This is a genomic window from Nocardia spumae, assembly GCF_020733635.1.
GTDB classification, from domain to species: Bacteria; Actinomycetota; Actinomycetes; order Mycobacteriales; family Mycobacteriaceae; genus Nocardia; species Nocardia spumae.
Genome location: NZ_JAJFZL010000001.1, coordinates 6,891,698 through 6,913,937, shown reverse-complemented (window position 1 = coordinate 6,913,937; position 22,240 = coordinate 6,891,698). Strand labels below are relative to the sequence as shown.

Annotated in this window: 25 protein-coding genes; 12 read left to right on the top strand and 13 right to left on the bottom strand. The window is 66.7% G+C overall.

Annotated elements, in window-relative coordinates:
- Positions 1 to 138: 138 nt before the first annotated feature.
- From sfnG to LKD76_RS30925, 3 genes are read left to right on the top strand one after another with little or no spacing between them, the layout of a single operon-like run.
- A complete protein-coding gene (sfnG, locus tag LKD76_RS30935) occupies positions 139 to 1,257 on the top strand; it encodes a dimethylsulfone monooxygenase SfnG (RefSeq protein WP_227984961.1) in 1,119 nt (372 codons plus the stop codon).
- A complete protein-coding gene (locus tag LKD76_RS30930; RefSeq protein WP_227984960.1) occupies positions 1,254 to 2,495 on the top strand; it encodes an SfnB family sulfur acquisition oxidoreductase in 1,242 nt (413 codons plus the stop codon). Before sfnG ends, LKD76_RS30930 begins: the two co-directional genes overlap by 4 nt.
- Positions 2,496 to 2,525: 30 nt before the next feature.
- Positions 2,526 to 3,050 (top strand): flavin reductase family protein, encoded by a 525-nt coding sequence (locus LKD76_RS30925; protein ID WP_227984959.1) that lies wholly within the window; start codon positions 2,526 to 2,528, stop codon positions 3,048 to 3,050.
- Here LKD76_RS30925 and LKD76_RS30920 read toward each other — a convergent pair.
- Both LKD76_RS30920 and LKD76_RS30915 read right to left on the bottom strand, forming a co-directional pair.
- Positions 3,033 to 3,707 carry a hypothetical protein gene (locus tag LKD76_RS30920; RefSeq protein WP_227984958.1) on the bottom strand — a complete coding sequence of 225 codons (675 nt, stop codon included), beginning with the start codon at positions 3,705 to 3,707 and terminating at the stop codon, positions 3,033 to 3,035. The two genes, LKD76_RS30925 and LKD76_RS30920, sit on opposite strands and share 18 nt — an antisense overlap.
- A gap of 114 nt (positions 3,708 to 3,821) precedes the next feature.
- Positions 3,822 to 4,442, bottom strand: a complete 621-nt coding sequence (locus LKD76_RS30915) for a DUF8020 domain-containing protein (protein ID WP_227984957.1) — start codon at positions 4,440 to 4,442, stop codon at positions 3,822 to 3,824.
- 301 nt (positions 4,443 to 4,743) lie between these two features.
- Between LKD76_RS30915 and LKD76_RS30910 the strand changes: the two genes are divergently transcribed.
- Positions 4,744 to 5,430 carry an LppU/SCO3897 family protein gene (locus LKD76_RS30910; RefSeq protein WP_227984956.1) on the top strand — a complete coding sequence of 229 codons (687 nt, stop codon included), beginning with the start codon at positions 4,744 to 4,746 and terminating at the stop codon, positions 5,428 to 5,430.
- Here the strand turns inward: LKD76_RS30910 and LKD76_RS30905 are convergent.
- Positions 5,424 to 6,281, bottom strand: coding sequence for an SDR family oxidoreductase (locus tag LKD76_RS30905; RefSeq protein ID WP_227984955.1), 858 nt, complete (start codon positions 6,279 to 6,281; stop codon positions 5,424 to 5,426). The genes LKD76_RS30910 and LKD76_RS30905 overlap by 7 nt on opposite strands.
- Before the next feature lie 322 nt (positions 6,282 to 6,603).
- On the opposite strand from LKD76_RS30905, the gene LKD76_RS30900 reads away from it, so the two are divergent.
- From LKD76_RS30900 to LKD76_RS30885, 4 genes are read left to right on the top strand one after another with little or no spacing between them, the layout of a single operon-like run.
- Positions 6,604 to 7,134 carry a DUF3558 domain-containing protein gene (locus LKD76_RS30900; protein WP_227984954.1) on the top strand — a complete coding sequence of 177 codons (531 nt, stop codon included), beginning with the start codon at positions 6,604 to 6,606 and terminating at the stop codon, positions 7,132 to 7,134.
- A 27-nt stretch (positions 7,135 to 7,161) separates the two neighbouring features.
- Entirely contained in the window at positions 7,162 to 7,530 is a 369-nt protein-coding gene (locus LKD76_RS30895; protein ID WP_227984953.1) for a hypothetical protein, read from the top strand.
- Between the two features lie 2 nt (positions 7,531 to 7,532).
- Positions 7,533 to 8,813 carry a hypothetical protein gene (locus LKD76_RS30890; protein ID WP_227984952.1) on the top strand — a complete coding sequence of 427 codons (1,281 nt, stop codon included), beginning with the start codon at positions 7,533 to 7,535 and terminating at the stop codon, positions 8,811 to 8,813.
- Between the two features lie 28 nt (positions 8,814 to 8,841).
- Positions 8,842 to 9,618 (top strand): ESX secretion-associated protein EspG, encoded by a 777-nt coding sequence (locus tag LKD76_RS30885; protein ID WP_227984951.1) that lies wholly within the window; start codon positions 8,842 to 8,844, stop codon positions 9,616 to 9,618.
- Positions 9,619 to 9,646: 28 nt separating this feature from the next.
- On the opposite strand, the gene LKD76_RS30880 is transcribed toward LKD76_RS30885, so the two are convergent.
- Together LKD76_RS30880 and LKD76_RS30875 are read right to left on the bottom strand one after the other, a co-directional pair.
- Positions 9,647 to 9,829, bottom strand: coding sequence for a hypothetical protein (locus tag LKD76_RS30880; protein WP_227984950.1), 183 nt, complete (start codon positions 9,827 to 9,829; stop codon positions 9,647 to 9,649).
- A gap of 301 nt (positions 9,830 to 10,130) precedes the next feature.
- Positions 10,131 to 10,439: a hypothetical protein gene (locus LKD76_RS30875; protein ID WP_227984949.1), complete on the bottom strand. Its 309-nt coding sequence runs from the start codon at positions 10,437 to 10,439 to the stop codon at positions 10,131 to 10,133.
- A gap of 391 nt (positions 10,440 to 10,830) precedes the next feature.
- Between LKD76_RS30875 and LKD76_RS30870 the strand changes: the two genes are divergently transcribed.
- The 4 genes from LKD76_RS30870 to LKD76_RS30855 all read left to right on the top strand — a co-directional run bounded on the left by LKD76_RS30870 (position 10,831) and on the right by LKD76_RS30855 (position 13,093).
- Entirely contained in the window at positions 10,831 to 11,724 is an 894-nt protein-coding gene (locus LKD76_RS30870) for a helix-turn-helix domain-containing protein (protein ID WP_227984948.1), read from the top strand.
- A gap of 18 nt (positions 11,725 to 11,742) precedes the next feature.
- Positions 11,743 to 11,916, top strand: coding sequence for a DUF397 domain-containing protein (locus tag LKD76_RS30865; RefSeq protein ID WP_227985492.1), 174 nt, complete (start codon positions 11,743 to 11,745; stop codon positions 11,914 to 11,916).
- A gap of 351 nt (positions 11,917 to 12,267) precedes the next feature.
- Positions 12,268 to 12,687, top strand: coding sequence for a MarR family winged helix-turn-helix transcriptional regulator (locus LKD76_RS30860; RefSeq protein ID WP_227984947.1), 420 nt, complete (start codon positions 12,268 to 12,270; stop codon positions 12,685 to 12,687).
- Positions 12,688 to 12,760: 73 nt separating this feature from the next.
- Positions 12,761 to 13,093, top strand: coding sequence for a rhodanese-like domain-containing protein (locus LKD76_RS30855; protein WP_227984946.1), 333 nt, complete (start codon positions 12,761 to 12,763; stop codon positions 13,091 to 13,093).
- A gap of 118 nt (positions 13,094 to 13,211) precedes the next feature.
- Here LKD76_RS30855 and LKD76_RS30850 read toward each other — a convergent pair whose 3' ends face one another.
- The 8 genes from LKD76_RS30850 to LKD76_RS30815 form a co-directional block, all read right to left on the bottom strand.
- Positions 13,212 to 13,541, bottom strand: coding sequence for a TraB/GumN family protein (locus tag LKD76_RS30850; RefSeq protein ID WP_227984945.1), 330 nt, complete (start codon positions 13,539 to 13,541; stop codon positions 13,212 to 13,214).
- A 19-nt stretch (positions 13,542 to 13,560) separates the two neighbouring features.
- Complete coding sequence (locus LKD76_RS30845) at positions 13,561 to 13,968, bottom strand: hypothetical protein (protein WP_227984944.1); 408 nt, start codon at positions 13,966 to 13,968, stop codon at positions 13,561 to 13,563.
- A gap of 74 nt (positions 13,969 to 14,042) precedes the next feature.
- Complete coding sequence (locus LKD76_RS30840) at positions 14,043 to 14,864, bottom strand: alpha/beta fold hydrolase (protein ID WP_227984943.1); 822 nt, start codon at positions 14,862 to 14,864, stop codon at positions 14,043 to 14,045.
- 188 nt (positions 14,865 to 15,052) lie between these two features.
- Positions 15,053 to 16,273 carry an arylsulfotransferase family protein gene (locus LKD76_RS30835; RefSeq protein ID WP_227984942.1) on the bottom strand — a complete coding sequence of 407 codons (1,221 nt, stop codon included), beginning with the start codon at positions 16,271 to 16,273 and terminating at the stop codon, positions 15,053 to 15,055.
- Between the two features lie 94 nt (positions 16,274 to 16,367).
- Complete coding sequence (locus LKD76_RS30830; protein ID WP_227984941.1) at positions 16,368 to 19,067, bottom strand: fumarate reductase/succinate dehydrogenase flavoprotein subunit; 2,700 nt, start codon at positions 19,065 to 19,067, stop codon at positions 16,368 to 16,370.
- Between the two features lie 66 nt (positions 19,068 to 19,133).
- Positions 19,134 to 19,889: an ABC transporter ATP-binding protein gene (locus LKD76_RS30825; protein ID WP_227984940.1), complete on the bottom strand. Its 756-nt coding sequence runs from the start codon at positions 19,887 to 19,889 to the stop codon at positions 19,134 to 19,136.
- Positions 19,886 to 20,710, bottom strand: coding sequence for an ABC transporter permease (locus LKD76_RS30820; RefSeq protein WP_372466018.1), 825 nt, complete (start codon positions 20,708 to 20,710; stop codon positions 19,886 to 19,888). The genes LKD76_RS30825 and LKD76_RS30820 overlap by 4 nt, the downstream gene beginning before the upstream one ends.
- 38 nt (positions 20,711 to 20,748) lie before the next feature.
- On the bottom strand, positions 20,749 to 22,176 hold the full coding sequence (locus tag LKD76_RS30815) for an ABC transporter substrate-binding protein (RefSeq protein ID WP_227984939.1): 1,428 nt from the start codon (positions 22,174 to 22,176) through the stop codon (positions 20,749 to 20,751).
- Positions 22,177 to 22,240: the final 64 nt, after the last annotated feature.

Below are 22,240 nucleotides of genomic sequence, written 5' to 3'. Positions count from 1 at the left end.
CACCGGCGATTTGTTCCTGCGGATTCAAATCCTCGTCGCCGCAGGACCTCGGTGCTGAGCTGGTCTGAGCGCCGGATGCCTGGTTGCCGCATCCGGCGCTCAGACCGCACCCGTCCCCACCGCACCCTTGGAGAGCCGATGACAACGGAGAAGATCGCCGAGCAGACGCAGTTCGCCTACTGGGTCCCCAATGTCAGCGGCGGCCTGGTCACCAGTGCTATCGAACAGCGCACCAGCTGGGATTTCGAGTACAACAAGAAGCTCGCCCAGACCGCGGAGCGCAACGGTTTCGACTACGCGCTGTCCCAGGTCCGCTACACCGCCTCCTACGGTGCCGAATTCCAGCACGAATCGACCTCGTTCAGCCTGGCGCTGCTCGGCGCGACCGAGCGCCTGAAGGTGATCGCTGCCATCCACCCGGGGCTGTGGCATCCGGCCGTGCTGGCGAAATTCGGCGCCACCGCCGACCACCTCTCCAATGGCCGCTTCGCCATCAATGTCGTCTCCGGCTGGTTCGCCGGCGAATTCCAGGCTCTGGGCGAGCCGTGGCTCGAACACGACGAGCGCTACCGTCGTAGCGCCGAATTCCTCGAGGTGATCCGCAAGATCTGGACCGAGGACAACGTGAACTTCGCCGGAGATTTCTATCGCATACGCGACTTCACTCTCAAGCCCAAGCCGCTGAATACCCCGGAGCGCCCGAATCCCGAACTGTTCCAAGGCGGTAACTCCAGTGCGGCCCGCCGCAACGGGGGCAAGTTCTCCGATTGGTACTTCTCCAACGGCAAGGATTTCGACGGCGTCGTCGAGCAGATCGACGATGTGCGGGCCGTCGCGCGGGCGAACAATCGCGAGGTGAAATTCGGCCTGAACGGATTCATCATCGCCCGCGACACGGAGAAAGAAGCCCGCGATACTCTCCGCGAAATCATCGAGAAGGCCAACAGGCCCGCCGTCGAGGGGTTCCGGGATGCCGTGCAGCAGGCCGGTTCCGCCACCAAGGACGGTAAGGGGATGTGGGCCGATTCCACCTACGAGGATCTGGTCCAGTACAACGACGGCTTCCGCACCCAGCTGATCGGAACTCCGGAGCAGATCGCCGAGCGCATCGTGGCCTACCGCGATCTGGGGGTGGATCTGATCCTCGGTGGTTTCCTGCACTTCCAGGAGGAGATCGAGTACTTCGGTCGGAAGGTGCTGCCGCTGGTCCGGGAGTTGGAGGCACAGCGCGAACCCGAATTGGCGGCGAGTCGATGACTGCCGTCGCCGCCGGGCGGATCACCTCGGTGGCCCAGGCGCGCGAGACGGCGGCCGCGCTGGCCGCGGAATTCGCGCTGACCGCGGCCCGCCGCGACAGTGCCCGCGAACTGCCCTACGACGAATTGGATCGGCTCTCGGCCAGCGGTTTGCTCGCCGTGTCGGTGCCGGCGGAATTCGGTGGCGCGGATCTGCCGCCGAGTGAGGTCGCCGAGGTGTTCCGGTTGCTGGCGGTGGCGGATCCGAATATCGCGCAGATACCGCACAGTCATTTCGTCTATCTGAATCTGTTGCGGCTGGCGGGAACTCGCGCCCAGCGGGAGCGCTATTTCGGACGGGTGCTGGCGGGCGCGCGGATCGCGAATGCGCAATCGGAGCGGAGCGGCGCCACCGTGGCCGAGGTCGGCACCACGCTGCGGCCGGACGACGACGGCTTCCGGATCGACGGCGCCAAATACTATTGCACGGGTTCGTTGTTCGCCGATGTGCTCGCCGTGCTGACCCGCCTGGACGATCCGGCCCGGCGCAGCGGCCTGGAACCCGGTGAGTACATCGCCTTCCTGCCCGCCGACACCGCGGGCGTGACCATCGTCGACGACTGGAACGGGATCGGCCAGCGCACCACGGGCAGCGGTACGGTCACGCTGGACGCGGTGCGGGTCGCGGGGGACCAGTTGATCGCCCGCGACGCGGCGGTGCGCGCGCCGACCGGATTCGGTTCCTTCGCCCAGTTGTTGCACGTGGCGATCGATGTGGGGATCGCGCGGGGCGCACTGGACGCGGCGGCCGATTTCGTGCGCACTCGCAGCCGGCCGTGGTTCGAGGCCGGGGTCGAGCGGGCGAGCGAGGATCCCTTGGTGATTCAGCGCATCGGAGAGCTCGTGGTCGAGGTGTCCGCGGCCGAGGCCACCTTCGAGGTGGCGGCACGGGCGGTGGATCACAGTGTCGCGCTGACGAGTTCCGGCTCGCTGGAGCCGGAGGAGGCCGCCGAACTCGTGGCCGCGTCCTCGGTCGCCGTCGCGACCGCGAAGATCACCGCGGACCGGGCCGCGAACGAGGTGTCGAGCGCTCTGTTCGAGGTGAGTGGGACCCGCAGTGCGGCAGCCGATCTGAATCTCGATCGGTTCTGGCGCAACGCCCGCACCCACACCCTGCACGATCCGGTGCGCTGGAAGTACCAGCACATCGGACGCGCGGTGCTGAACGGCACCGCACCCCCGCTGCACGGGGTCATCTGACCCGCGACGTTCGCCGAGAAGTGGTAACTCATGTCTGAACTGATCGAAATACCCTCCGACAGCGCCGGTTTACGCCGCGCCTTCGCGCATTTCCCCAGCGGCGTGGTCGCGGTGTGCGCCGAAGCCGACGGCGCACCGGCCGGCCTCGTGGTGAGTACCTTCGTACCGGTTTCCCTCGATCCGCCGCTCGTCTCGTTCTGTGTACAGAACAGCTCGACCACCTGGCCCACACTCGTCGGCGCCCGGCGGCTCGGCCTGAGTCTGCTCAGCGCGCATCAGGACGTGGCCGCTCAGAAGATGAGCAGCCGCGACGGTGATCGCTTCCGTGATGTCGAATTGAGCCGTGGAGCAGGCGATTCGATCTTCGTCGGGGGCGCCGCCGCGTGGCTGGAGGGCTCCGTGCACGCTCAGGTGTCGGCCGGTGATCATCAGGTCGTCCTGGTGCGGATCACGCGCCTGGCGACGCGCTCGGAGCACGAACCGCTGGTGTTCCACGGCAGTAGGTTCCGTCGCCTGCACCCCGGGGCCGATCCGGCCTCAGCCGAGGTCGCGTAACCCGTCCGGATCGTCGGGCCGCGACGGCCGGAAACACAGCCGCCGCCGCGGCCCCGGATCGGGTTCGGTGTGATCGAGTAGCCCGGCGGCGAGTCCACGTGCCCGGATTCCCGCCCGGTCCATGTCCTGGCTCAGTGCGTCCAGGTGAATCAGAGTGTGCTGCAACAGCATCGGGCCGATGTCGGCGGATTCCGTCCAGGCGTCGTAATAGGCGCGCAGTGCGCGCGGGTCCTCGGTGAGGGCCGCGATGCCACCCAGCCGTACCCGCTGCGTCAGTCCGGTCCAGATACGTTCGTCCTCGGCGCTGTGTATCTCCCGCCAGCCCCCGCGATAGTCGAGATCGCGAATGATGGCATCGGCGGGTTTGCCGACCCGGGTCTCGCCGACCACCGCCCACAGTGCCAGCAGCCAGCTCAGCGCGCGGAAGACGGTATCGGGCTCACGCCGGTACAGGGCGTGGATATCCGACCAGGCGTCGTACTGGGTGAGCAGATTGGCCCAGTCGAAGACCAGCGTCTCGACCTCGCGCAGCAGCGGCTCCGGCAGCTCCTGCTCATCGGGCCGCACGATCTCCACCGCACGTCCGGAAGCAAGATCTCGCAGCACGACCGTATCGGTCTCGGCTGTCGTGACCCATCTGTGCGGTTCGCCGGCCATTCTTCGGATTGAGCCACGAATTCGCCGGTGGTGCAAGCAGTAAGCCCCGATGTCCGAAAAACCCGTACCCGGTGTCGCGGGGCGGCGCGGTTCGCCCCACGACACCGGTGACGATCAGGGCTGTCCGCTGACGACCGCGTTGACCGCGTCCATGAACGGCTGGCCGCCCATGGCGTAGCCACCGGCGATGGCGCCGATGACCAAGCCGATCGGCCCGGTGACGATGCTCAGGAAGCCCATGCCCAGCACGGTGCCGATGAGGCCGCCGAGTACGCCGCCGATCACCATGCCGACGACGTTCTGATTGATTTCGTTGGTCAGCCGGGCCATCGAGTTGATCGGCTGCATCTCACCGATCTCGGTGGCCGTGGCCTTGGGTTCGAGCACGACCTTGTGGCCGTCCTCGCTGATGTGCTGCGCGACGTGCACCGTCGTGCCCTTGACCTTGTACGCCAGCGGCACCGTGACGAGGGAGGTGCCGTTGTCGGACTTCAGGTCGACGGCGGTGGCGTCGTGGTTGACTTCGAATCGTCCATGATCGACGACCGTGGTCAGCACCCGCGAAAAGTCGCTGAGTACAGCGTGATAGCCGACTCCCTGTTCGACTCCGGATGCGGTGATCTCTTTGGCGGCGGCCGGCGGGGCGGCCGATGGACTGGCATTCACGGTTCCCGCACTGATCCCGACCGCGGCCGCTGCCAGGATCGAGGTTACGGCGAACGTGCCGAACTTCATTCGAGATTCCTTCTCACGAGAACTTCCGGCCGAGCGGTCCGGACGGAAGGTGACAATATCGCGTCGAACGCTAATTGCCAGACTTGGAAATTCCGGAACCCCGTGAAAGGTATTGTTGCGCAATTGTAATCAAGCGGTTGAGTGAAAATGAAAGATTTCTATTTGCCAGCCCGCTGCCTCGACGGGACCGCTCGGATGGTGTATGCATTTCCGAGGGCTGCAAAGCGGGCTGCTAATCGCAAGTGTTCTTCGATCATCGTTCCGGGTGGTTCGAAGTGTTACCACTCTGGAGGACGGGTACGTGTCGCGCCGACGTGTTCAGGCCGGTGTCACTCTCACGGGTTTCGTAATCGCTGCCGCGTTGTCGGCGGCATGCCTGATCGCGGCGGCGTTGTCGTTCACCGCGAACCGGCACGGCTCGGATGAGACACACACCGCGGCAACGCAAGTGGTCAGGTCCACCAGCGCGGTGCCGGTGGCCGCCGAGACCCCGGCGGCATCGCCCAGCGCGGCCGCCACCTCCGCCCATCCGGAGGAGCCGCTGGTGCTGAACAAGGGCGCCGACGAGAAGCATCCGGCCGAGCCGGTGGCGGTGGGCGACTGTGTCGCGGGACTCGTCGCCCCGGCGCCCGACGGCGGCGCTCCGGTACAGAAGTCCAGCTGTGAGAGCAAGGATTCGCGCTACCGGGTCACCACCAAGGTCGCCGACGGCGCGCACTGCCCGGGCGACGCGGACAAGTCCGTCGCCGAGACGCTGCCCGGGGGCGCCACCGACACACTGTGCCTGGACTACAACTGGGTCACCGGCGCCTGCATGAACGTCGCCGACGGCAGCCCGAAGCCGGTCGACTGCGCGGTCGCTGTTCCGGGACGGGTGCGGGTCGTCGAGGTCAAGCACGGCACCGCCGATGTCAACAGCTGTTCGAGCGGTGATCGCGGATTCGTCTACAGCGAACGGCATTTCGTGGTCTGTGTGACCCCTTACTGAGTGGCCGGCGAACTCGCGGGCAGCAGTGTGTCGAATCGGCGGTTGGCGAATCGCGCGACCATCTCGTACGGCCAGGCGAATTTTCGCGCGAACCAGTAGCCGATCCGGATATCGGGCGAGGTGTGCACCAGATAGCGATTGCGCCGCACCCCCGCGATGATCCGGTCGGCGACCTTCTCCGGGGTGACCGCATATCCCTCGAACAGCTTCACGATCCGTTGCACGCGCGGATCCTCGCGATCGACCCCGACGATCTGGACCGTCCCGACCAGCGGCGTCCGGACCGCACCGGGCACCACGAGGCTCACGCCGATGTCGTGCCGCTCCAGATCGAAGCGCAGTACCTCCGAGACGCCGCGCAGGCCGAATTTCGATGCGCTGTAGGCCGCGTGCCAGGGCAGTGCGAGGAGTCCGGCGGCCGAGGAGACGTTGACCAGATGTCCGCCGCGTCCGGCGCGCACCATGGGCGGCACGAAGTTCTCGATGATGTGGATCGGGCCCATCAGATTGACGTCGACCATCGACTTCCAATGCCGATGCTCGAGATTCTCCACCGTGCCCCAGGCGGCGATACCGGCGATATTCATGACCACGTCGAGGCTGCCGTGCTCGTCGTGCACCTGATCGGCCCATGCGGTGACGGACTCGTAGTCGGAGACGTCGAGGGTGCGGGTGTTCAGCACCGTGCCGCCCGCGGCCTGGACCAGTGCTGCCGTATCGGCCAGGCCCGCGGCGTCGATATCGGTCAGGACCAGCCGCATCCCCTGGGCAGCGGCCGCCAGCGCGGTGGCCCGCCCGATTCCGCTGGCCGCGCCGGTGATCAGGCATTTCCGGCCGGTCAGAACTTTCATCGCGTACTCCCAAGTTCTACGAACACTATTGTTCACAATAGGGCTTCCCTCATGATTCGTTAACAAGGGCACGAGCGGATGCGCCGAGTGGTGATCGGGTGCGCGTCTCGATCGCGCGCCCGCGAGGGACGCGGGACGGCGGAATGCGCACGGGGACTGGATCATCCGGACGAATCGGCCACTCGCCGCCGATGCCGCCCGAGCTGCCGGTCGCTCCCCCGCCGGCGGTCCGAGCGGGCCCCGACTTGCGGTCGCTGCCGCCGGAGCCGGTTTGATAAAGTCGGCTGACCAGGTGTACCACGATCGAACCGAAGGGGGGCGGATGGTGGCTCGCCGTCTTGCGATAGTCCTGCTCGCGGCCGTCGTGCCGGTGCTGGCGGCCTGTAACAGCGGGGATGGGAACAGCTCGGCCGATCCCGCGACGAGTGCCGCGACCGCCACCCTGTGGGACCCCTGCACCCAGATCCCCGATGACGTCCTGCGGCGGGCCGGGGTGGACCCGTCGACGAAGCAGAGCGGGATCGCCGGCGTGCACCAGAGCGGGTGGGAGATCTGTAACTGGAAGGGCAAGCAGTACACGCTCGCTGTGCTCTCCGGTAACCACTCGGTCCAAGAGGTCACTGGCAAGGAAGGCAACGTAGACGTCCAAGGCGTAACAATCGCTGGAAGAGCAGGGCAGCAATTTCGCGTTGACGGGGCGACGAAGGATCTGACTTGTGATGTCGTTTTCCCGAGCGGTCAAGGAGCCATCGAGCTGACAGTGATCGGGAGCCTGGCCTTGGATAACTCCGGGGATCCGTGCCATTCGCTGAATAGTGTTGGTGAACAGATAGTTCCGGTATTGCCGAGCTGATTGTGACTGGGAGGGGATGACGTCGAGATGAGTTCAGAGTCCGATCAATGGAAGCGATACGCGGAACAGGCTCGCGCGGGCGCGTTGTATCTCGATAATGAAGCCGTAGCTCGCGAGTGCCTCACGGCCTGTGATAAGCGCCTCACCGACCTACAGGACATTCTGACCGTAGTGGAGCTGACCAAGCGTGTATCCGGCTTTGGTGACTTCGACATGGGTCACGCCCTCGAAGGCGCATTCCAGAAGCAGGGCACTGGTGAGCCGAATTCGATCGACGCGGTCATCAAGGAACACGCGGAAGTAGTCAGGAACATGCGCGAGGTCATGGTCCAATCCATCAAACATCTCACCGGCCAGGATGTGGATGCCGCCGGCCAGATCAACTCGGGTAGGTAGTGATGGCGTTTCTGAGTGATCAACTCGGCAGCTTGGCCGGACGCTTGCTGACAAATCTCACGCAGGACAGGGATACCAACCGTGTCTCGAATGCGGGTGACCTGCAAACCGATTACAACCACACCCGCGACGATGTCCGGGGTAAGGCGCGGGCGATCGGATTCGACGGCGACTTCCGCAAGCCTTCCGTGGTCGATACCGACAATTTCGAGAAGCACGATCTCGCCGCGTTGCGCACGAAGGTCGACCAGATCAATCTGGAGTCGGTGACCAATCTGAAGGACGCCTGGGACAAGATCGGCACCCAGGAGACGACGTCGCTGACGACCTATCAGCAGGCGTGGTCCAAGGTCACCAACGAGAATGTCTGGCGCGGCGAGGCGCGCAACGCCGCGGCGCAGTCGGTCACCGACTACACCACGCAAGCGTCGAAGGTCGCCAAGGCCGCCGCGCTCACCAGTAACAAGCTGTCCGAACTGGCGACCGGCCTGGCGCCGACCAAAGCGCTTGTGCCGCATGTGCCGAGCCATCGTTCGGGGGTGAACAACGCGTTCAGCCTGGTGACCGGGCGCGGCTGGCGTGACGACGTCACGGCGTACGACAACGCCTACGCCGAGGCCAAGCGGGTCCTCACCACCGTCTACGCCCCGGTCGTTCACGAGAGCGACACCGGCGTGCCGGTCATTCCGAAGCCGAATCAGCACCAGCCGGGGCCGGGCGATCAGCCGCCGCCGTCGACGACCTGGCCTCCCGGCGGAAAGAATCCGGGCCAGCCGGTGCCGGGCGGTGACCAGAACGGGCCGAACAACCCGAATCAGGATCAGAACCCGAATTCGCAGAACCCGCAATCGAACAACCCGTCCGAGAATCAGAACGGTTCGCAGAATCCGAGTGATCAGGCGAAGACCGATCCCTCGGCGGCCACGAACGCCGCTGGGGTCGATCCGAATTCGCTCGGATCGGGCAGTGGTTCGTCCGTGCCGGGCGGCGCGGGCGGCGGCCTCGGTGGCTCGAGCGGATCGAGCGCGCCGGGCGCCGGCGCCAGTGTTCCGTTGGCGGCCACACCGAATGCCGCGTCCGCCGGGCGCGCCGGTTCGGCCGCGAGCCGTGCCGGGGCGAGCGGTATGCCCGGTATGGGTGGCGGCGCGGGTCGCGGTAAGGGCGAGAAGGAAGAAGAGCGCACCAAGAGTGTCGCGGACTACCTGATCAATCAGGAGAACGGCGACGAGTTGACGGGTATCCCGGCGCTCCCGAAGACCGTACCTCCGGTCATCGGTGAGTAGCGGCGGCTGTGGGTAGGGGTTCGGGTCGATGAACAATGGCAGGCAGTGGCGCTTCGACGCCACCCAGTTCCGCGTGCTCTGGGACTGCACCGGACGGGATGTGCTGCCGTATCCGCTGGCACACCGTTTCGTCGACGAGGCCACCGTCTCGGATGTGGAGCGGACCCGCAAGCGGGTCGCCGAAACCCTGCTCCCACAGGTGGATCCGGATCTCGAACGGGCGGTGGAGGTCATGCTCGCTCCGGAGGTCCGGATCGAGATCGCCGGGTTTCGTGGTCCGCGCCGTGAGCACAAGATCCGCATCCACGCGGCCGTGAACGACCGCGAAGGCGCGATCGCGGTGCAGGATCCGGGGCCGGAGGACACCGTCGGCGGCCCGGTGCGCCTGTCGTATCTGGCTGCCGATCGGGTCGCCGGGGCGGTGATCGCCGCACTTCCCGATTGTGCTGCGGGACAGGGAAAACCGCTGTCGGTCCCGATCGAGGATCTGGATGCCCCCATCCCGCACGTGCGCGATCCCTGGGTGGTCGGCCCGAAGGAGCAGCTGTCCCGGTTCCTCAACCGTCCGACCAGTGCGACCTTCCATATCGCCGCGTATCCGTGGGGCAGTCCGGATAATCGGCATACCAAGGGACGCAAGGATTTCCAGATCATCGACTTCATCGACGACGGCAGGTACGCGAGCTTCGGCGACCGTGTCATCCGGATCAAGCCGACCGATTCTTCCCGGATGACCGCACAGGTGCGGGATATGATCACCCGCACCATCGCCGAGGTGCGAAACGGCGACCACCCACGCCCGTGAACTCCGGATAGCGGGCGCTCCTGCCCGTTCACTCGTTCAGCCATTCTTCGATCCGATCGAGGGAAGACTCCGAGTGGACGGGTTCACCGCTCGCCGCGTCGAGCAGTATCCAGGTGTCCGGGCGGGCGGGATCGCGCATCAGCCGGTAACCCGCGCGAGCGGCCCGATCGCCGAGCGGGCGGATCCGGTCGGCCGAGTCGTCCTCTGTCATACAACGCCTTTCGGTGATCGGTCGTGGGATGGGGTGATGTGGGGCGGACCGGACGGGCCCGCCGATTCGCCGGTGAGTTGACCGTGGCGCAGGCCGGCCCAGTATTCGTGCCGAATCGCATCCCACAGCGGCGACAGCTCCGGTAGCCGATCGCGCATATCCGCCAGATCGGGTGCGGTGGCCGCGGCCGCCGTCAGGATTGGTTCCGTATGGGATATGTCGCGTACCAGAAGGATTCGTATTCGCTGACGATGTCGCCGCCAGATCGCCTGCCAGCCGCCCGCCTCGGTGCGGAACTCGCTCACGGCGAGTGGCGCGGTGTCCGGCTCGGTTCGTGATTCGGTAAGGCCAGGTCGGAGAGCCGGTCGAGCACGTCGCGCAGGGTCTGTGGTGTGGGCGCCGAATCGGTAGGCGGCTCAGCCGGGAGGGCGGGGAAGCTGATGGCGCGCTGGGCGGCCCGCTGCCGGGGTGTCGTCGACTGCGGCGCGAGCCGCCCCGCGCGGACCAGGGTCTGATATGCCGCCGCCTTCCACGCGCACGCGTGAATCCGGCAGCCGCGATGGCGCCGCATCTGTTCGTGCGCCAGTTCGATTTCGGCGTATCCACACACGCTGGGCGGTGCTACGATCGTGAAATCGCTGTGTGGGGATGTTCTCGTATCTGATTCCGCTGTATCCAGTTGTGCTACTTCCGTATTCGTCATCGTTTCGAACCTTCGCTGTGTGGTCGGCCCGATGACCGAGGCTGCTGAGAGCCACCACGCGTGTCGCGTCAGTGCTATGCGGTGGTGTCCCGGACCGCTGCCGCTCGCTGTGCCGAGAATGATTGTGCGGCTGTGTGTTCCGGGTCTTCCCGGTCATCGGGGTGCATTCAGTACACACCAAGAACACACGTACGGACCGCGAAATTCGGCTCGTTTCGGCAGATCGCCGGGCGTCCAGTATGGGGCGGTCCAGCACAGATAGGTCCGTACTGGACCGCACTCGATAGGGAGGCTAACTATGGCAGGTGGGACCACCCTTCCCCGGCGGGCGCTCGGCCGCCGAATGCGCGAATTGCGGGCAGCGGCGCAGAAGAGTCAGCTCGCCGCTGGATTGGCGATCGACGTATCGAAACAGGGGATCGGTCGCCTGGAGGAAGGGCGTCCCGTTCGCATCAGCCGGGCGCAATTTCGAGAGCTGTTGGACTTCTACGCCGCCGATACCGAGGCCAAAGCTGAGGTGCAGGGCCTACTTCAAGAGATAAAGGCGGCGCGAGGAGATGATTCCAACTTCTGGTGGCGGGCCTTCTCTGATGTCGTAAACCCGAACTTCAATCACTTCATGAGTCTCGAACAGGCATGCTCGAAGATAGCGACCTACAAACTCACGTTGGTGCCCGGTCTGCTGCAGACCCGTGGTTATCGCCGATGGATAGTCGAGACCTCGGATCCAACGTTGTCCAGGTCGGAGGTCGAACAGCACGTCGAGATCGTCGCTGGTCGCAAGCGCAAACTGTCCGAACCAGGCTTCACCCTGGAAGTGCTGTTGTCGGAGTCGGTATTTCGGCATCAGGCCGGTGGACGTGACGTCATGCTCGAACAGTTGCTTCACCTTGTGGAGGCCGCGAGCCTGCCCAATGTGTCTATCCGAGCAATTCCGTTCGATGTCGGTACGCATCCGGGCCTGGTGCTCCAGTCGTTTGTGCTGCTCGAGTTTCCGCCACTGAACTCCGGTCGCCTGCCGGAGGCACCGATGATCTATACCGAGAGCTTCAACGGCGGGCTGTTCGTTGAGAACGACACCGTGGTCAGCTCGTATCAGAGTGCTTTGGACGAGCTTCGGGCGTTGTCATCGAGCGAGGACGACACCAAGAGGATGATCCGAAGAATCGCCAATGAGTATGCCGGTAACTAGCATCGCAGCCCTTGCGGACTGGCGCGCGGCAGCGACGGCAGCGACTGCGTGGAGATCGCTCACCTCGGCGATGCCGCAGTCGCCGTTCGCGACTCGAAGGACCGCACCGGCCCCGCTCTGCTGTTCACCCCCGGCGAATGGGACTCCTTCACTGCCTGTCTGAGGTCCGGCGGGTTCGATATCCGCGATTGACAGCGAACTACGCACGACCACAGGTCGATTCGCGGTGTTGGAGCCGAATCGGTCGTGCACACCTCGCCGTGTTTCGGGTCTTCCCCCGTCGGCACCGAGGTTCGCGCGAAGAACGGCCGGGTGTTGTGCGCCCATCCGGCCGCGTCGCACCTCCATCGGTGTCGCACCTCCATCGGTGTCGCAGTCGGCACCATGGATCGGGTTGCGGGATTTCGACCGGCGGACGTCGGTGACCTCCAGTTCGACCCGGAGTTGATCTCCGGGTCTGGCCGCGGTCTGCCAGCCGCTGGCGGCGAGCCCATCGCGCCACGAACCGTCCAGGGCCGCGACGCGCGTCGGTAGCCTGCCTCCATGTCCGAGACGCCCCCGTTCAGTCCCATGATCACACTGCTCACCGTGAGCCGGGTGTGGGAGGCGGCGTTCGCCGACGCCCTGCGGCCGCTGGGTTTGACGACCCGCAAATACGGACTGCTGGGGCATATTCGCGGCCTGCCCGGTATCTCGTTCAGCGAGCTCGCCCGACGTTCCCGGATCACGGTGCAGAGCGCGCACACCGCGGTCGCGCGATTCGTCGAGGCCGGCCTCGTCGACGACGGCACCGCTCAGGCCGGGGCGGCGTCGACGCTGCGGGTCACGGCCGAGGGGGAGGCGCTGCTGGTCCGGGCGGCGGACGTGGTGGCGCGGCTCGATGCGGAGTTCACCGAGCGGAACCCGGATCTGGCGGAGGCGTTGCGAGTCCACATGGTGCGGGTGATGTCCACGCTGGACTAACCTTCAGCTAAACTGAAGGTTGTGAGGTCGCGATCGGCACGCGGTCCACGCTCGACAGGAGGCGCGCACCGCGATGAGCATCCGGCACTATCTGCGCAGACCACCCGCCGTCACCGCGGCCGAGGCGATCGCGCTCGTCGAGGACGGCGCACTGGTCGTCGACGTGCGACGCCACTTCGAGTGGAATCGGGTCCATATTCCGGGCGCCGTCCACGCACCCCTCGAGGTGCTGCTCGAACGCTGTCCGGAATTCCCCGACGATCGTCTGCTCATCGCGTTCTGCACCGGCGGCCTCCGCTCGGCCGGCGCAGCGAATCTGCTGGTGGACAACGGCTTCGACGCCGTGAACATGAGCGGCGGACTGGTGCAGTGGCGCGCCGCGGGCGGTCGGCTCACCGACCGCTGATCGGTGCGACCCGCTCGATCGGCGAGTCTTCGCCGGACCATCCAGCCGGGTTCGCACCTCGTTCGGTGCGGCGATCGCAGATCCAGCGCAAAGGCGGCGATATCCGGGGCGCCGAGCGTCACCTCGGCGAAATCCGCTGCGGGAGAGGGGAAGGTGTACGCGGTGGTGCCGTGGACCCGGTGCGCACGTACTCGTCGATCGCCGTGCTGGCCGCATCGTCCCCCTCGAGCACGAGGCTGCGAAATCCCTGGTGCTCCACCAGATGGCGCACCCTCCGATGTGCGACGACGGACAGCTCATGCGCGTCCCGCGTCGCCGCGCCCAATGCGACAACGGTTGCCGCGCCTATCATCTTGTACGGCGGTGCCACATCGTCGAGCGGATCCTCCGGCCCGGCGCCGGCCAGCGGATGGGCATTTTGCTCGACCCATCGCGTCACCCTGCTCATCGAAGTAGTCATGACCCCGTCACGCGGCGTCGAGCGCTGCGGTGATCTTGCGAGCCATCTCGGCCGAGGCCGGACTGGGCGCGCCCTGGTGCGTCCGGGCCGCCGCGTCGATGGCGACGATCACGGTGCCACGGAAGTTGTTCGCCTCGGCCGGGTCCCGCTGCTGGAGCAGGCTCATGGCCGCGGTCAGAGCGGGCAGCACCTGGTCGGCGAGTTGGGCGACGGTCCTGCCCCGCAGCCGGATGTCCGTGGACTTCGCCGCGAGCACGTGGCCGACGAAGCCGGTCGCCGAGGACAGGGCCAGCGTGCCCTCGGTAGCGGTCTTGTGCGGTGAGCCGGCCGCATCGGCGGCGGCCATCAGGGATACGGCGCCGTAAGCGGCGGTCCGGACGGTGGCCTTGTCCTGGTCGGTCAGGGTGACGGACATGGTGATACTCCTTGAAATATGTTGTGGTGAAGAGTGATTGGGGTGTCGTGTGTGGTCGGGTCGAGCCCGTCGGTTCACCGAACCGCAGGCGCACCGGCCGCCACGGTCTCGTGCACGGCCTGGGCGATGGCGCCGAAGTCCTTGCGCAGGATGTGGTCGTGATTGCTGGCGACCTTCGCGCTGATGCGGATACGCGGATTGCGGGCGCACACCGCCTCGAGGCTGGCGCGGATGATTTCCTGCTCGTCACCCTTGCTGCCCAACGACGACCCCGAGGCGACCACGTACCGCGCCGGCACCTCGAGATTGTCCAGCACCGGTCCCAGATCGGCCGCACGAGAGATCTTGCCGAGCTCGATATTGCATTCGGCCTGCTGGGCGGCGGACATGCGCGGTGTCAGGCCGGTCGGGCGCAGCAGCGGCGTCACCCAGCGGAGTCGCTTGAACAACGTGCGGATTCGCTGCTCCATGGCGTCGTCGAGCCAGTCGAAGGGCTGCGCGCCGTCGACCAGGACCGCGCCCAGCGCGCGTCGCGGATTCCGGCTTGCCCAGTGGGCCCCGACGAACGCCCCGTAGGACCAGCCCACCACCAGCGCCCGATCCACACCGCGAGCGTCGAGCACGGCGTCGACGTCGCGGACCGCGGACTCGAAGGAGTAATCCGCCGACGTCTTCGACTTCCTACCGCGAGCCCGCTCGTCGAAAGTGATGTGCCGGAAGCCGGTCCCGAGTTCGCCGATGACCCGCTTCCAATACCCCTGCGTGGCGAACTGTCCGTTGCAGTAGATCACCGGGATACCGGAGCCACCGGTGTCGGTGACGGCGAGCGCCGTATCGTCCACCGGCACCATGCCGGTCCAGATCGGGCTGTTCGAGGAGGTGCTGTTCTTCGTCATGCCGATAACTCTGAGCGCCGGTCCTGACGCTGCCCTGACACCCGGCTGACATGTCGGCTGACACGGTGTTGTACCTGTTCAGGTGGTATTTATCCGGTGCGTCACGCTCGCGGGTGCGACCGTCCGCATCCCCTGCGCGGCGGAGAAGGCGGCCGGGATCAGCACCCGCCGCCCCGGGGCGTGGAGATTCAGCGCGGGGTCGGCGCCCACTCCGCCGGGAACGCGCGGTAGGTGCCGAGCGGGAGGCGGGCGTCGTAGACCATCTGCCCGGACGGGGTGAACTCCGAAATGTGTGGCGCCATACCCCAGCCCACGAGGGTGTTGCCGTTCGGAATCGGCTGGGCGTCACCCATCGCGAAGGCGACCAGATTGTCGGGATGAGTCTGATTGCGCACCAGGGTGGCTCGATGCGTGGCCTGGTCCAGGTGGATCCACTGGACGCTGGACAGGCCCTCGGTGTCGAAGCCGCTCGAGTTGTTGTTGAACAGCCGCAGGGTGTCGGGGTCGGCGAATTCGGCGTCGTGCTGGAATGCGAATTCCACGCCGGGGCCGAGTTCGAAACTCGAGTTCTTGCCGCCGAGTTGCCAGGTGATCGCGCCGGTGTGGATGTCGACGTCGTAGATCGTGGAGGTGTCGCGCATCGAGATCACCAGATTCCCCGCGGGATCCAGGGCGATCGAATTCATGTGGTACGGGTCGTAGACGTCGCTGCCGGGGAGTTTGCCGGGGGTGGTGGTGTCGGTCAGCGGAACGTGTTCGGCCGCGCTCCAGCGCATCAGCACGCGCTTGCTGGCCACGTCGACCACGGAGGCCACCGTATCGAACATCTTGCCGTTCGCGGGTCCGCCGATCGCGGACAGGTCGGCATCGACCTCCCGGTAGGAGGTGATCAGCGCACGGCCGTCCGGGGTGAGCCGGAACTCGTGCACATCGGTGGAATCGCCACCGGCGTCGAGGGTTTCGATGATGTTGCCGTGCTCGTCGGCGATGTAATCGGTGCCGGAACCGTGGCCGCCGACGGTATCGCCCTGCCACCAGGTCAGCACGCGCTTGCCCTGATAGGTCTGGGTGCGGAAATTGGAGACGTCCTGCCCGGCGGGCGGGGTGTAGCGCCAGACCTCGCGCCCGGATTTGTCGACCACGATATTGGCCGGTGCGGCGGCGGGAATACCGGACAGTGCCCGGCTGACGCCGGGCACCAGTGCCGCCGCGCTCACCCCGCTGCTGTAGTAGATGTAGCCGGGCGTGGCGCCCGCGTTCACATCGACCGTGTAGGCCGGCGCCCCGATGGGCAGCGTGGGCAGCGGAGCCGCCGTGGCCGTGATCGGGAGCGCGGCGGCGCTCAATCCGACCGAGGTCGCGATCAGCGTGGCAGCGGTGTGGCGGAGGCGCTTGGATATCCGGGCCATATGCATTCCTTAGCCGAGTTAAGTAACAGCTGCGGGAGAGACTAGACCTGCTTCCTGAGGGGATGATTATGAACGATCCCGGCGGGGATGACGGTCACGCCGCCTCGAGCGTGCGGCGGGCGTAGGCGCGCACATCGGCGTCGGAGTCCTCGAGGACGATCCGCAGTGTCGCGCGGACCTCGGTGTCCGCGGGCCAATGACCGAGGGTGAGTACGGCGGCCTTGCGTACATCCGGATGGGGGTCCGACAGCACCGGCGCCAAGGCTTCGGCAGCGGCCGCGGGGCCGAGACCGGCCCAGCCGCGCGCGCCACCCTCCCGGACCTGCCACGCCGAATCCTTCAGCGCCGCGGCCAGCAGCGCCGCATCGGACTCGTCACCCAGGGCCGCGAAGGCCGCGAGGGCGGCGGCCCGGACCAGCGGATCGCGGTCGGCGGCCAAGGCGCGGACCGTTTCCGCGCCACCGCCGCCCACCTCGGCCAGCCCGCGGGCGACCGCGACCCGGACCTCGCGGTTCTCGTCGAACGCGATGGCGGTCAGCGCGGACCAGTCGTCCAGGGAGACCAGTGCGCGCACACCCTCGATCCGTACTCGGTGATCGCTGTCCACGGCGGCCTTGCCGAACAGATCCGCCGATCCCCGACGCTGGGCGCGCAGCAGATCCACGACCGCGGCACGCACCAGCGCGTCCGGAGACGCGGCGAACTCCGCCAATCCGTCCGCCGGGGGCAGGATTTCGATCAGTTCGCGCAGTCCCGAGACCGCCGCCGCGCGCACACCGGCCTCGATATCACCGAGGGCGGCGATCAGCGCCTCGGCGAAGCCGTCCGGAGTGCCCTCGGTGAGGACCGACAGCGCGGTGGCGCGCACCCGGGGATCGTCATCGTCGAGATAGTCCCGGAGTTCGGCGACCGTCGGCGCGTCCAGGCTCAGCAGCAGCGCTATCCGTGGCGCTGCCGCATGGTCGGTCGCGGTGGGCACGGTGAGGCCGGGGCGAGGGGTGTCCGCACCGGTCGAGTCGCCGGTGCGCGGCGGGCCGGCGATCAACTCCGGCTGTGCCACCGCGACGGGTTCGCCCTGCGAGGGCACGTCCTCCCATTCGGGTACGGGTACGAAATACGGGGCAACCGGGCGCTTCAGGAATTCCATCTCCCCGTCGGCGCCCTTACGCAGGTTGAGGTGGAAGCGCCAATCCTGATCGTCGCGCCCGGGCAGATCGGCGCGATCGTGGTACAGGCCCCAGCGCGATTCGGTGCGGGTCAGTGAGGATCGCGCCGCCATCTCGGCGCAGTCGCGAATGAAATCGACTTCGGCGCAGCGCATCAACTCGTGCGCGGTGCTCGCGCCCATCTCCGCGATCTCCGCCCGCATCCGCTCGAAGGTCTCCACCGCCAACGACAATTTCGTCTGCGTCTTCGGCGGCGCCACATAGTCGTTCACGAATCGGCGGAGTTTGTATTCCACCTGCTGCTGCGGCGGTCCTTCCGGATGCAGCAGCGGACGGTAGATCAGCTCATGCGCCGCGGCCAGCTGATCGGACGGCAGATCCTGCGGGGCGCTGACGTCCGGCAGCGTGGAGGAAGCGTGCTCACCGGCGAGATCGCCGTAGACGAAGGCGCCGATCATGTAGTTGTGCGGCACGCAGGCCAGATCCCCGGCCGCGTACAACCCTGGAATCGTGGTGCGGGCATGCTCGTCGACCCACACGCCGGATGCGGAATGCCCACTGCACAAGCCGATTTCGGAGATATGCATCTCGATATCGTGCGTGCGGTAGTCGTGACCGCGATTGGCGTGGAAGCGAGCCCGGGTAGGCCGCTCGGTGGTATGCAGGATGCCTTCCAGCGCGCCGAGGGTCTCCTCCGGCAGATGCGACACCTTCAGATAGATCGGCCCGCGCGCGGATTCGATCTCCCGCGACACCTCCGCCATCATCTGCCCGGACCAGTAATCGGAATCCACGAAACGCTCACCGGCCGCGTTGACCTGATAACCGCCGAACGGATTGGCGACATACGCGCACGCCGGACCGTTGTAGTCCTTGATCAGCGGATTGATCTGGAAGCATTCGATACCCGACAGTTCGGCGCCCGCGTGGTACGCCATCGCGTACCCGTCACCGGCATTGGTCGGATTCTCGTAGGTGCCGTACAGATATCCCGAGGCGGGCAGTCCGAGCCGGCCGCACGGACCGGTCGCCAGGATCACCGCCTTCGCGCCGACGGCGACGAAATCCCCGGTGCGGGTATTGAGCGCGGCAGCGCCGACCGCGCGCCCGTTGTCGGTGAGCACGCGGACCGGCATGAGCCGGTTCTCGATCCGGATCCGCTCGCGCATCTTGCGTTGCCGCAGTACGCGATACAGCGCCTTCTTGACGTCCTTACCCTCCGGCATCGGCAGCACATAGGAGCCCGAGCGGTGCACGCGGCGCACGGCGTACTCACCGTAGGCGTCCTTCTCGAACTTCACGCCGTAGCGTTCGAGCCGCTGCACCATCGCGAAGCCCCGGGTCGCGGTCTGATAGACCGTGCGCTGGTTGACGATTCCGTCGTTGGCCCTGGTGATCTCGGCGACGTAGTCCTCCGGTTCGGCCTTACCCGGGATCACGGCATTGTTGACCCCGTCCATACCCATGGCGAGGGCGCCGGAGTGGCGAACGTGCGCCTTCTCCAGCAGCAGCACGTTCGCCCCGTTCTCCGCGGCGGTGAGTGCCGCCATCGTGCCGGCGGTTCCGCCGCCGATCACCAGCACATCGCAGTCCAGCCGGACGGTGTCGGACAGCTCGGGGATATTCATCAGCACACTCCACAGACGAGTAGTCGGGGCCGACCGCGCACTCGACGGTGGCGACTCGTACGGCCCTCAGACAGCGGCGGGTTCGTTCGAATGATTCAGGGCGGCAAGAATTTCGGCGCGCTCGGCACTGCGGTCGACGGCCTTGACGCGGGGCTGCGGCACGGCCACCAGCGCGCGCAGCGCTCGGTCGGTACCGCCGAGCACCGCCACCCGATCACCGAGTGTCAGCGCCTCGTCCACATCGTGGGTGACGAATACGACGGTGGTCGGATGCGTCTGCCAGGTCTGGATCAGCAAGCGCTGCATGGTGATCCGGGTCGGGGTGTCGAGCGCGCCGAACGGCTCGTCCATCAGCACCGCCCGCGGCGCGCCGGCCAGGCCGCGCGCGAGCTGCACCCGCTGGCGCATACCGCCGGACAGGCTTTTGGGCAGGTAGCCGCCGAAGCCGTTCAGACCCACTTCCTCGATCCAGCGGTCGGCCTGGGCGCCGCGGGTCGGGCGCGGCTCACCACGCAATTTCAGCGCCAGTTCGATATTGGATCGCACACTGCGCCAGGGCAGCAGCGCGTTGTCCTGAAATACCATCGCGCGATCGCGGGAGGGGCCGGTGATCTCGGTTCCGTCGGCGAGCGCCCGGCCCGCGCGGGGAGTCAGCAGCCCGGCCAGCGCACGCAGCACCGTCGATTTGCCGCATCCGGACGGTCCGGTCAGAACCAGGATCTCGCCGGCGCGGATATCCAGTGTCAGATCATCGAGTACGGGCGCCCCGCCGTACCGTAACTGCACGCCGTCGAGTCGCAAACCCATTGCGGTTCCGCTCATTTCGCTACCTCCTGAGCGCGCGGCAGCCAGCGGGTCGCCCGTCGCCCCAGCAACTCGATGGCCGCCGAGGTGGCGAATCCCAGTACGCCGATGGTGATGATCCCGACGAAGACGCCGGGATAGTCGACGATCGTGTAGGCCTGCCAGGTGCGGTAGCCGACACCGAGGCGGCCGGAGATCATCTCGGCCGAGACCACACAGATCCACGCCACGCCGATGCCGACCGACAGTCCGCTGGAAACACCCGGCAGACTGCCCGGCAGCACCACGCGAACCAGCACGTCCCAGCGGCTTCCGCCCAGCGTCCGGACCGATTCCTCCCAGATGGTCGGCAGTGCGCGCACCGCGTGCCGAGTGCTGACCATGATCGGGAAGTAGGCGGCCAGGAAGGTGATGAAGACGATTCCGGCCTCGTCGGTCGGGAACAGCAGGATGGCGACCGGGACGATCGCGATCGCCGGAATGGGCCGGGCCAGCTCGGTCAGCGGCCCGAAGATATCGGCGAACCACCGGGAGCGGCCCAGCGCGACACCGGTCGCGACGCCGAGCACCGCGGCCAGGCCGAATCCGCTGAGGATGCGGATCAGCGATTGGCCGAGGTCGAGCCAGTAGGTGTCGGTCTGCCACTGCAGGCGCAGCGTGTGCACGATCTGGGTGACGGTCGGCAGCGTGTCGAATCGGATCCACAACCGAATGTGGTTGGCGGTCAGCAACTGCCAGGCCACCAACGCGGCGACCACCGCGGCCACCCGCACCAGCCGCGAACCCCACACCCGGGCCGGGCCGCCGCGTTCGGCGGTAGGCGCGGGGGCCGCGTCGATCGGCTGCGCCGCGGCCTCGATCGAGAGAGTGGTGGCGCTCACGACCGCACCTCGCCCACGGCCTGGTCGTAGGTCACCGCGGCCGCGCCCGGATGTGCGGCCTGATACCGCTGCACCGCGCTCGGGGTGATGAAGGGCAGATAGGTATCGCCCTCGCGCACCCACAGCGCCTTGTCCGCGAACCAGCGGGTGCCCAGTTCCGCGTCCGGCACATAGGCCGCGCGGATCTTCTTACCCGCGGCGCGCGCGGCCTTCACCGCGCGCAGCAGATCGGTCGGGCTCGTCGCGGGCTGCGCGGTGGACTGCCCGTCGAACCAGATCTCCCCGGCCAGGGCGGGGTCGGCAGCGGGTTTTCCGGTGCTGGGGTCGGTGCCGGTGATCGGCGCCGGGTTGGCGAAGTTCGCCACCGCCGCATCGTAATTCGCGCCGCGCTCACCGTAGGCCTTGCGCAGCGGCGCATCGTCGACGAACTTGTCGATATCGAAGTCGGCGAAATCACCGATCGACTTCAGATAGGGCACATCCCCCTTGAAAGCCTGGATCAGCTGCGGCTTCAGGGGTGCGTCGAACGAGGTTCCCCCGGGTCCGTTGTAGAGGTAGACGACCTCCGCCGGCAGTCCCGAGTTGTCAGCGACCAACTGCGCGGCGTCGAGCGGCTTGTCGTGCAGAAAGTCGGTGGCGTCCAGTTGTGCCTGCAGGAATGCATCGAGGACCTCGGGATGTTCGGTGGAGTAAGCGCGTCGCGCGACTACGCCGTGGAAGGTCGGCACATTCAGTTCCGCGCCGTCGTAGAGTAGCTTCGCCTTGTTCTGGAAGACCAGCAGGCCCGGCCATGCGACGAATTGCGACAGTGCTTGCACCTGACCGGATTCCAGCGCGGAGGCGCCGATCTGCGGTTGCTGATTCAGGACGTCGACACCGTGCGCGGGGTCGAGACGCGCACGGCTCAGTGCCTGCCGCAGGGTGCCGTCCCCGGCGGAACCGACACTGGCGGAGACCTTCTTACCGGCCAGATCCGACAGCGTGGTGGCGGTGGAATTCGGCGCGGTGACAACCATGTTCAGCGAACCGCGCGGCTGATACCCGGTGATCGAGACCAGTTCGGTGGCGGAACGCTCACTGGCGGAGGTGCGGGATCCGTTGATCAGCAACGGGTAGTCGCCCATCGAACCGATGTCGATCTTCTCCGCCACCATCTGCGCGGTGATCGGTGCGCCCGTGTCGTAGTCCTGCCATTCCACCTGATATTTCGGGCCGCCCTTCGCGGTCAGCGCGGTCAAGCGCTGTTCCAGAAAGCCCTTGGCGCGCAACAGCGTCCCGGCGGTCACCGTATTGATGGTCTTGGATTGATAGCCGACGACGACCTTGACGGTATCGCCGGAACCGGTCTGCTCGAGCGAGCATCCGGCGGCCAGAGTTGCGATGAGAGCGGCGGCTGCCGCGATGCGGGCACGACGGTGCTTCATGGATTTTCCTAGAAATCGGGCCGAGACGGTTCGCGCGGACCGCGCGGTGGATGAGGCGCTGGAA

What these genes read in the sequence shown, in the direction of transcription:
- sfnG (WP_227984961.1), top strand. Translation starts at nt 139, where the DNA reads ATGACAACGGAGAAGATCGCCGAGCAGACGCAGTTCGCCTACTGGGTC.
- LKD76_RS30930 (WP_227984960.1), top strand. Translation starts at nt 1,254, where the DNA reads ATGACTGCCGTCGCCGCCGGGCGGATCACCTCGGTGGCCCAGGCGCGC.
- LKD76_RS30925 (WP_227984959.1), top strand. Translation starts at nt 2,526, where the DNA reads ATGTCTGAACTGATCGAAATACCCTCCGACAGCGCCGGTTTACGCCGC.
- LKD76_RS30920 (WP_227984958.1), bottom strand. Translation starts at nt 3,707, where the DNA reads ATGGCCGGCGAACCGCACAGATGGGTCACGACAGCCGAGACCGATACG.
- LKD76_RS30915 (WP_227984957.1), bottom strand. Translation starts at nt 4,442, where the DNA reads ATGAAGTTCGGCACGTTCGCCGTAACCTCGATCCTGGCAGCGGCCGCG.
- LKD76_RS30905 (WP_227984955.1), bottom strand. Translation starts at nt 6,281, where the DNA reads ATGAAAGTTCTGACCGGCCGGAAATGCCTGATCACCGGCGCGGCCAGC.
- LKD76_RS30900 (WP_227984954.1), top strand. Translation starts at nt 6,604, where the DNA reads ATGGTGGCTCGCCGTCTTGCGATAGTCCTGCTCGCGGCCGTCGTGCCG.
- LKD76_RS30895 (WP_227984953.1), top strand. Translation starts at nt 7,162, where the DNA reads ATGAGTTCAGAGTCCGATCAATGGAAGCGATACGCGGAACAGGCTCGC.
- LKD76_RS30890 (WP_227984952.1), top strand. Translation starts at nt 7,533, where the DNA reads ATGGCGTTTCTGAGTGATCAACTCGGCAGCTTGGCCGGACGCTTGCTG.
- LKD76_RS30885 (WP_227984951.1), top strand. Translation starts at nt 8,842, where the DNA reads ATGAACAATGGCAGGCAGTGGCGCTTCGACGCCACCCAGTTCCGCGTG.
- LKD76_RS30880 (WP_227984950.1), bottom strand. Translation starts at nt 9,829, where the DNA reads ATGACAGAGGACGACTCGGCCGACCGGATCCGCCCGCTCGGCGATCGG.
- LKD76_RS30870 (WP_227984948.1), top strand. Translation starts at nt 10,831, where the DNA reads ATGGCAGGTGGGACCACCCTTCCCCGGCGGGCGCTCGGCCGCCGAATG.
- LKD76_RS30860 (WP_227984947.1), top strand. Translation starts at nt 12,268, where the DNA reads ATGTCCGAGACGCCCCCGTTCAGTCCCATGATCACACTGCTCACCGTG.
- LKD76_RS30855 (WP_227984946.1), top strand. Translation starts at nt 12,761, where the DNA reads ATGAGCATCCGGCACTATCTGCGCAGACCACCCGCCGTCACCGCGGCC.
- LKD76_RS30850 (WP_227984945.1), bottom strand. Translation starts at nt 13,541, where the DNA reads ATGAGCAGGGTGACGCGATGGGTCGAGCAAAATGCCCATCCGCTGGCC.
- LKD76_RS30845 (WP_227984944.1), bottom strand. Translation starts at nt 13,968, where the DNA reads ATGTCCGTCACCCTGACCGACCAGGACAAGGCCACCGTCCGGACCGCC.
- LKD76_RS30840 (WP_227984943.1), bottom strand. Translation starts at nt 14,864, where the DNA reads ATGACGAAGAACAGCACCTCCTCGAACAGCCCGATCTGGACCGGCATG.
- LKD76_RS30835 (WP_227984942.1), bottom strand. Translation starts at nt 16,273, where the DNA reads ATGGCCCGGATATCCAAGCGCCTCCGCCACACCGCTGCCACGCTGATC.
- LKD76_RS30830 (WP_227984941.1), bottom strand. Translation starts at nt 19,067, where the DNA reads ATGAATATCCCCGAGCTGTCCGACACCGTCCGGCTGGACTGCGATGTG.
- LKD76_RS30825 (WP_227984940.1), bottom strand. Translation starts at nt 19,889, where the DNA reads ATGAGCGGAACCGCAATGGGTTTGCGACTCGACGGCGTGCAGTTACGG.
- LKD76_RS30815 (WP_227984939.1), bottom strand. Translation starts at nt 22,176, where the DNA reads ATGAAGCACCGTCGTGCCCGCATCGCGGCAGCCGCCGCTCTCATCGCA.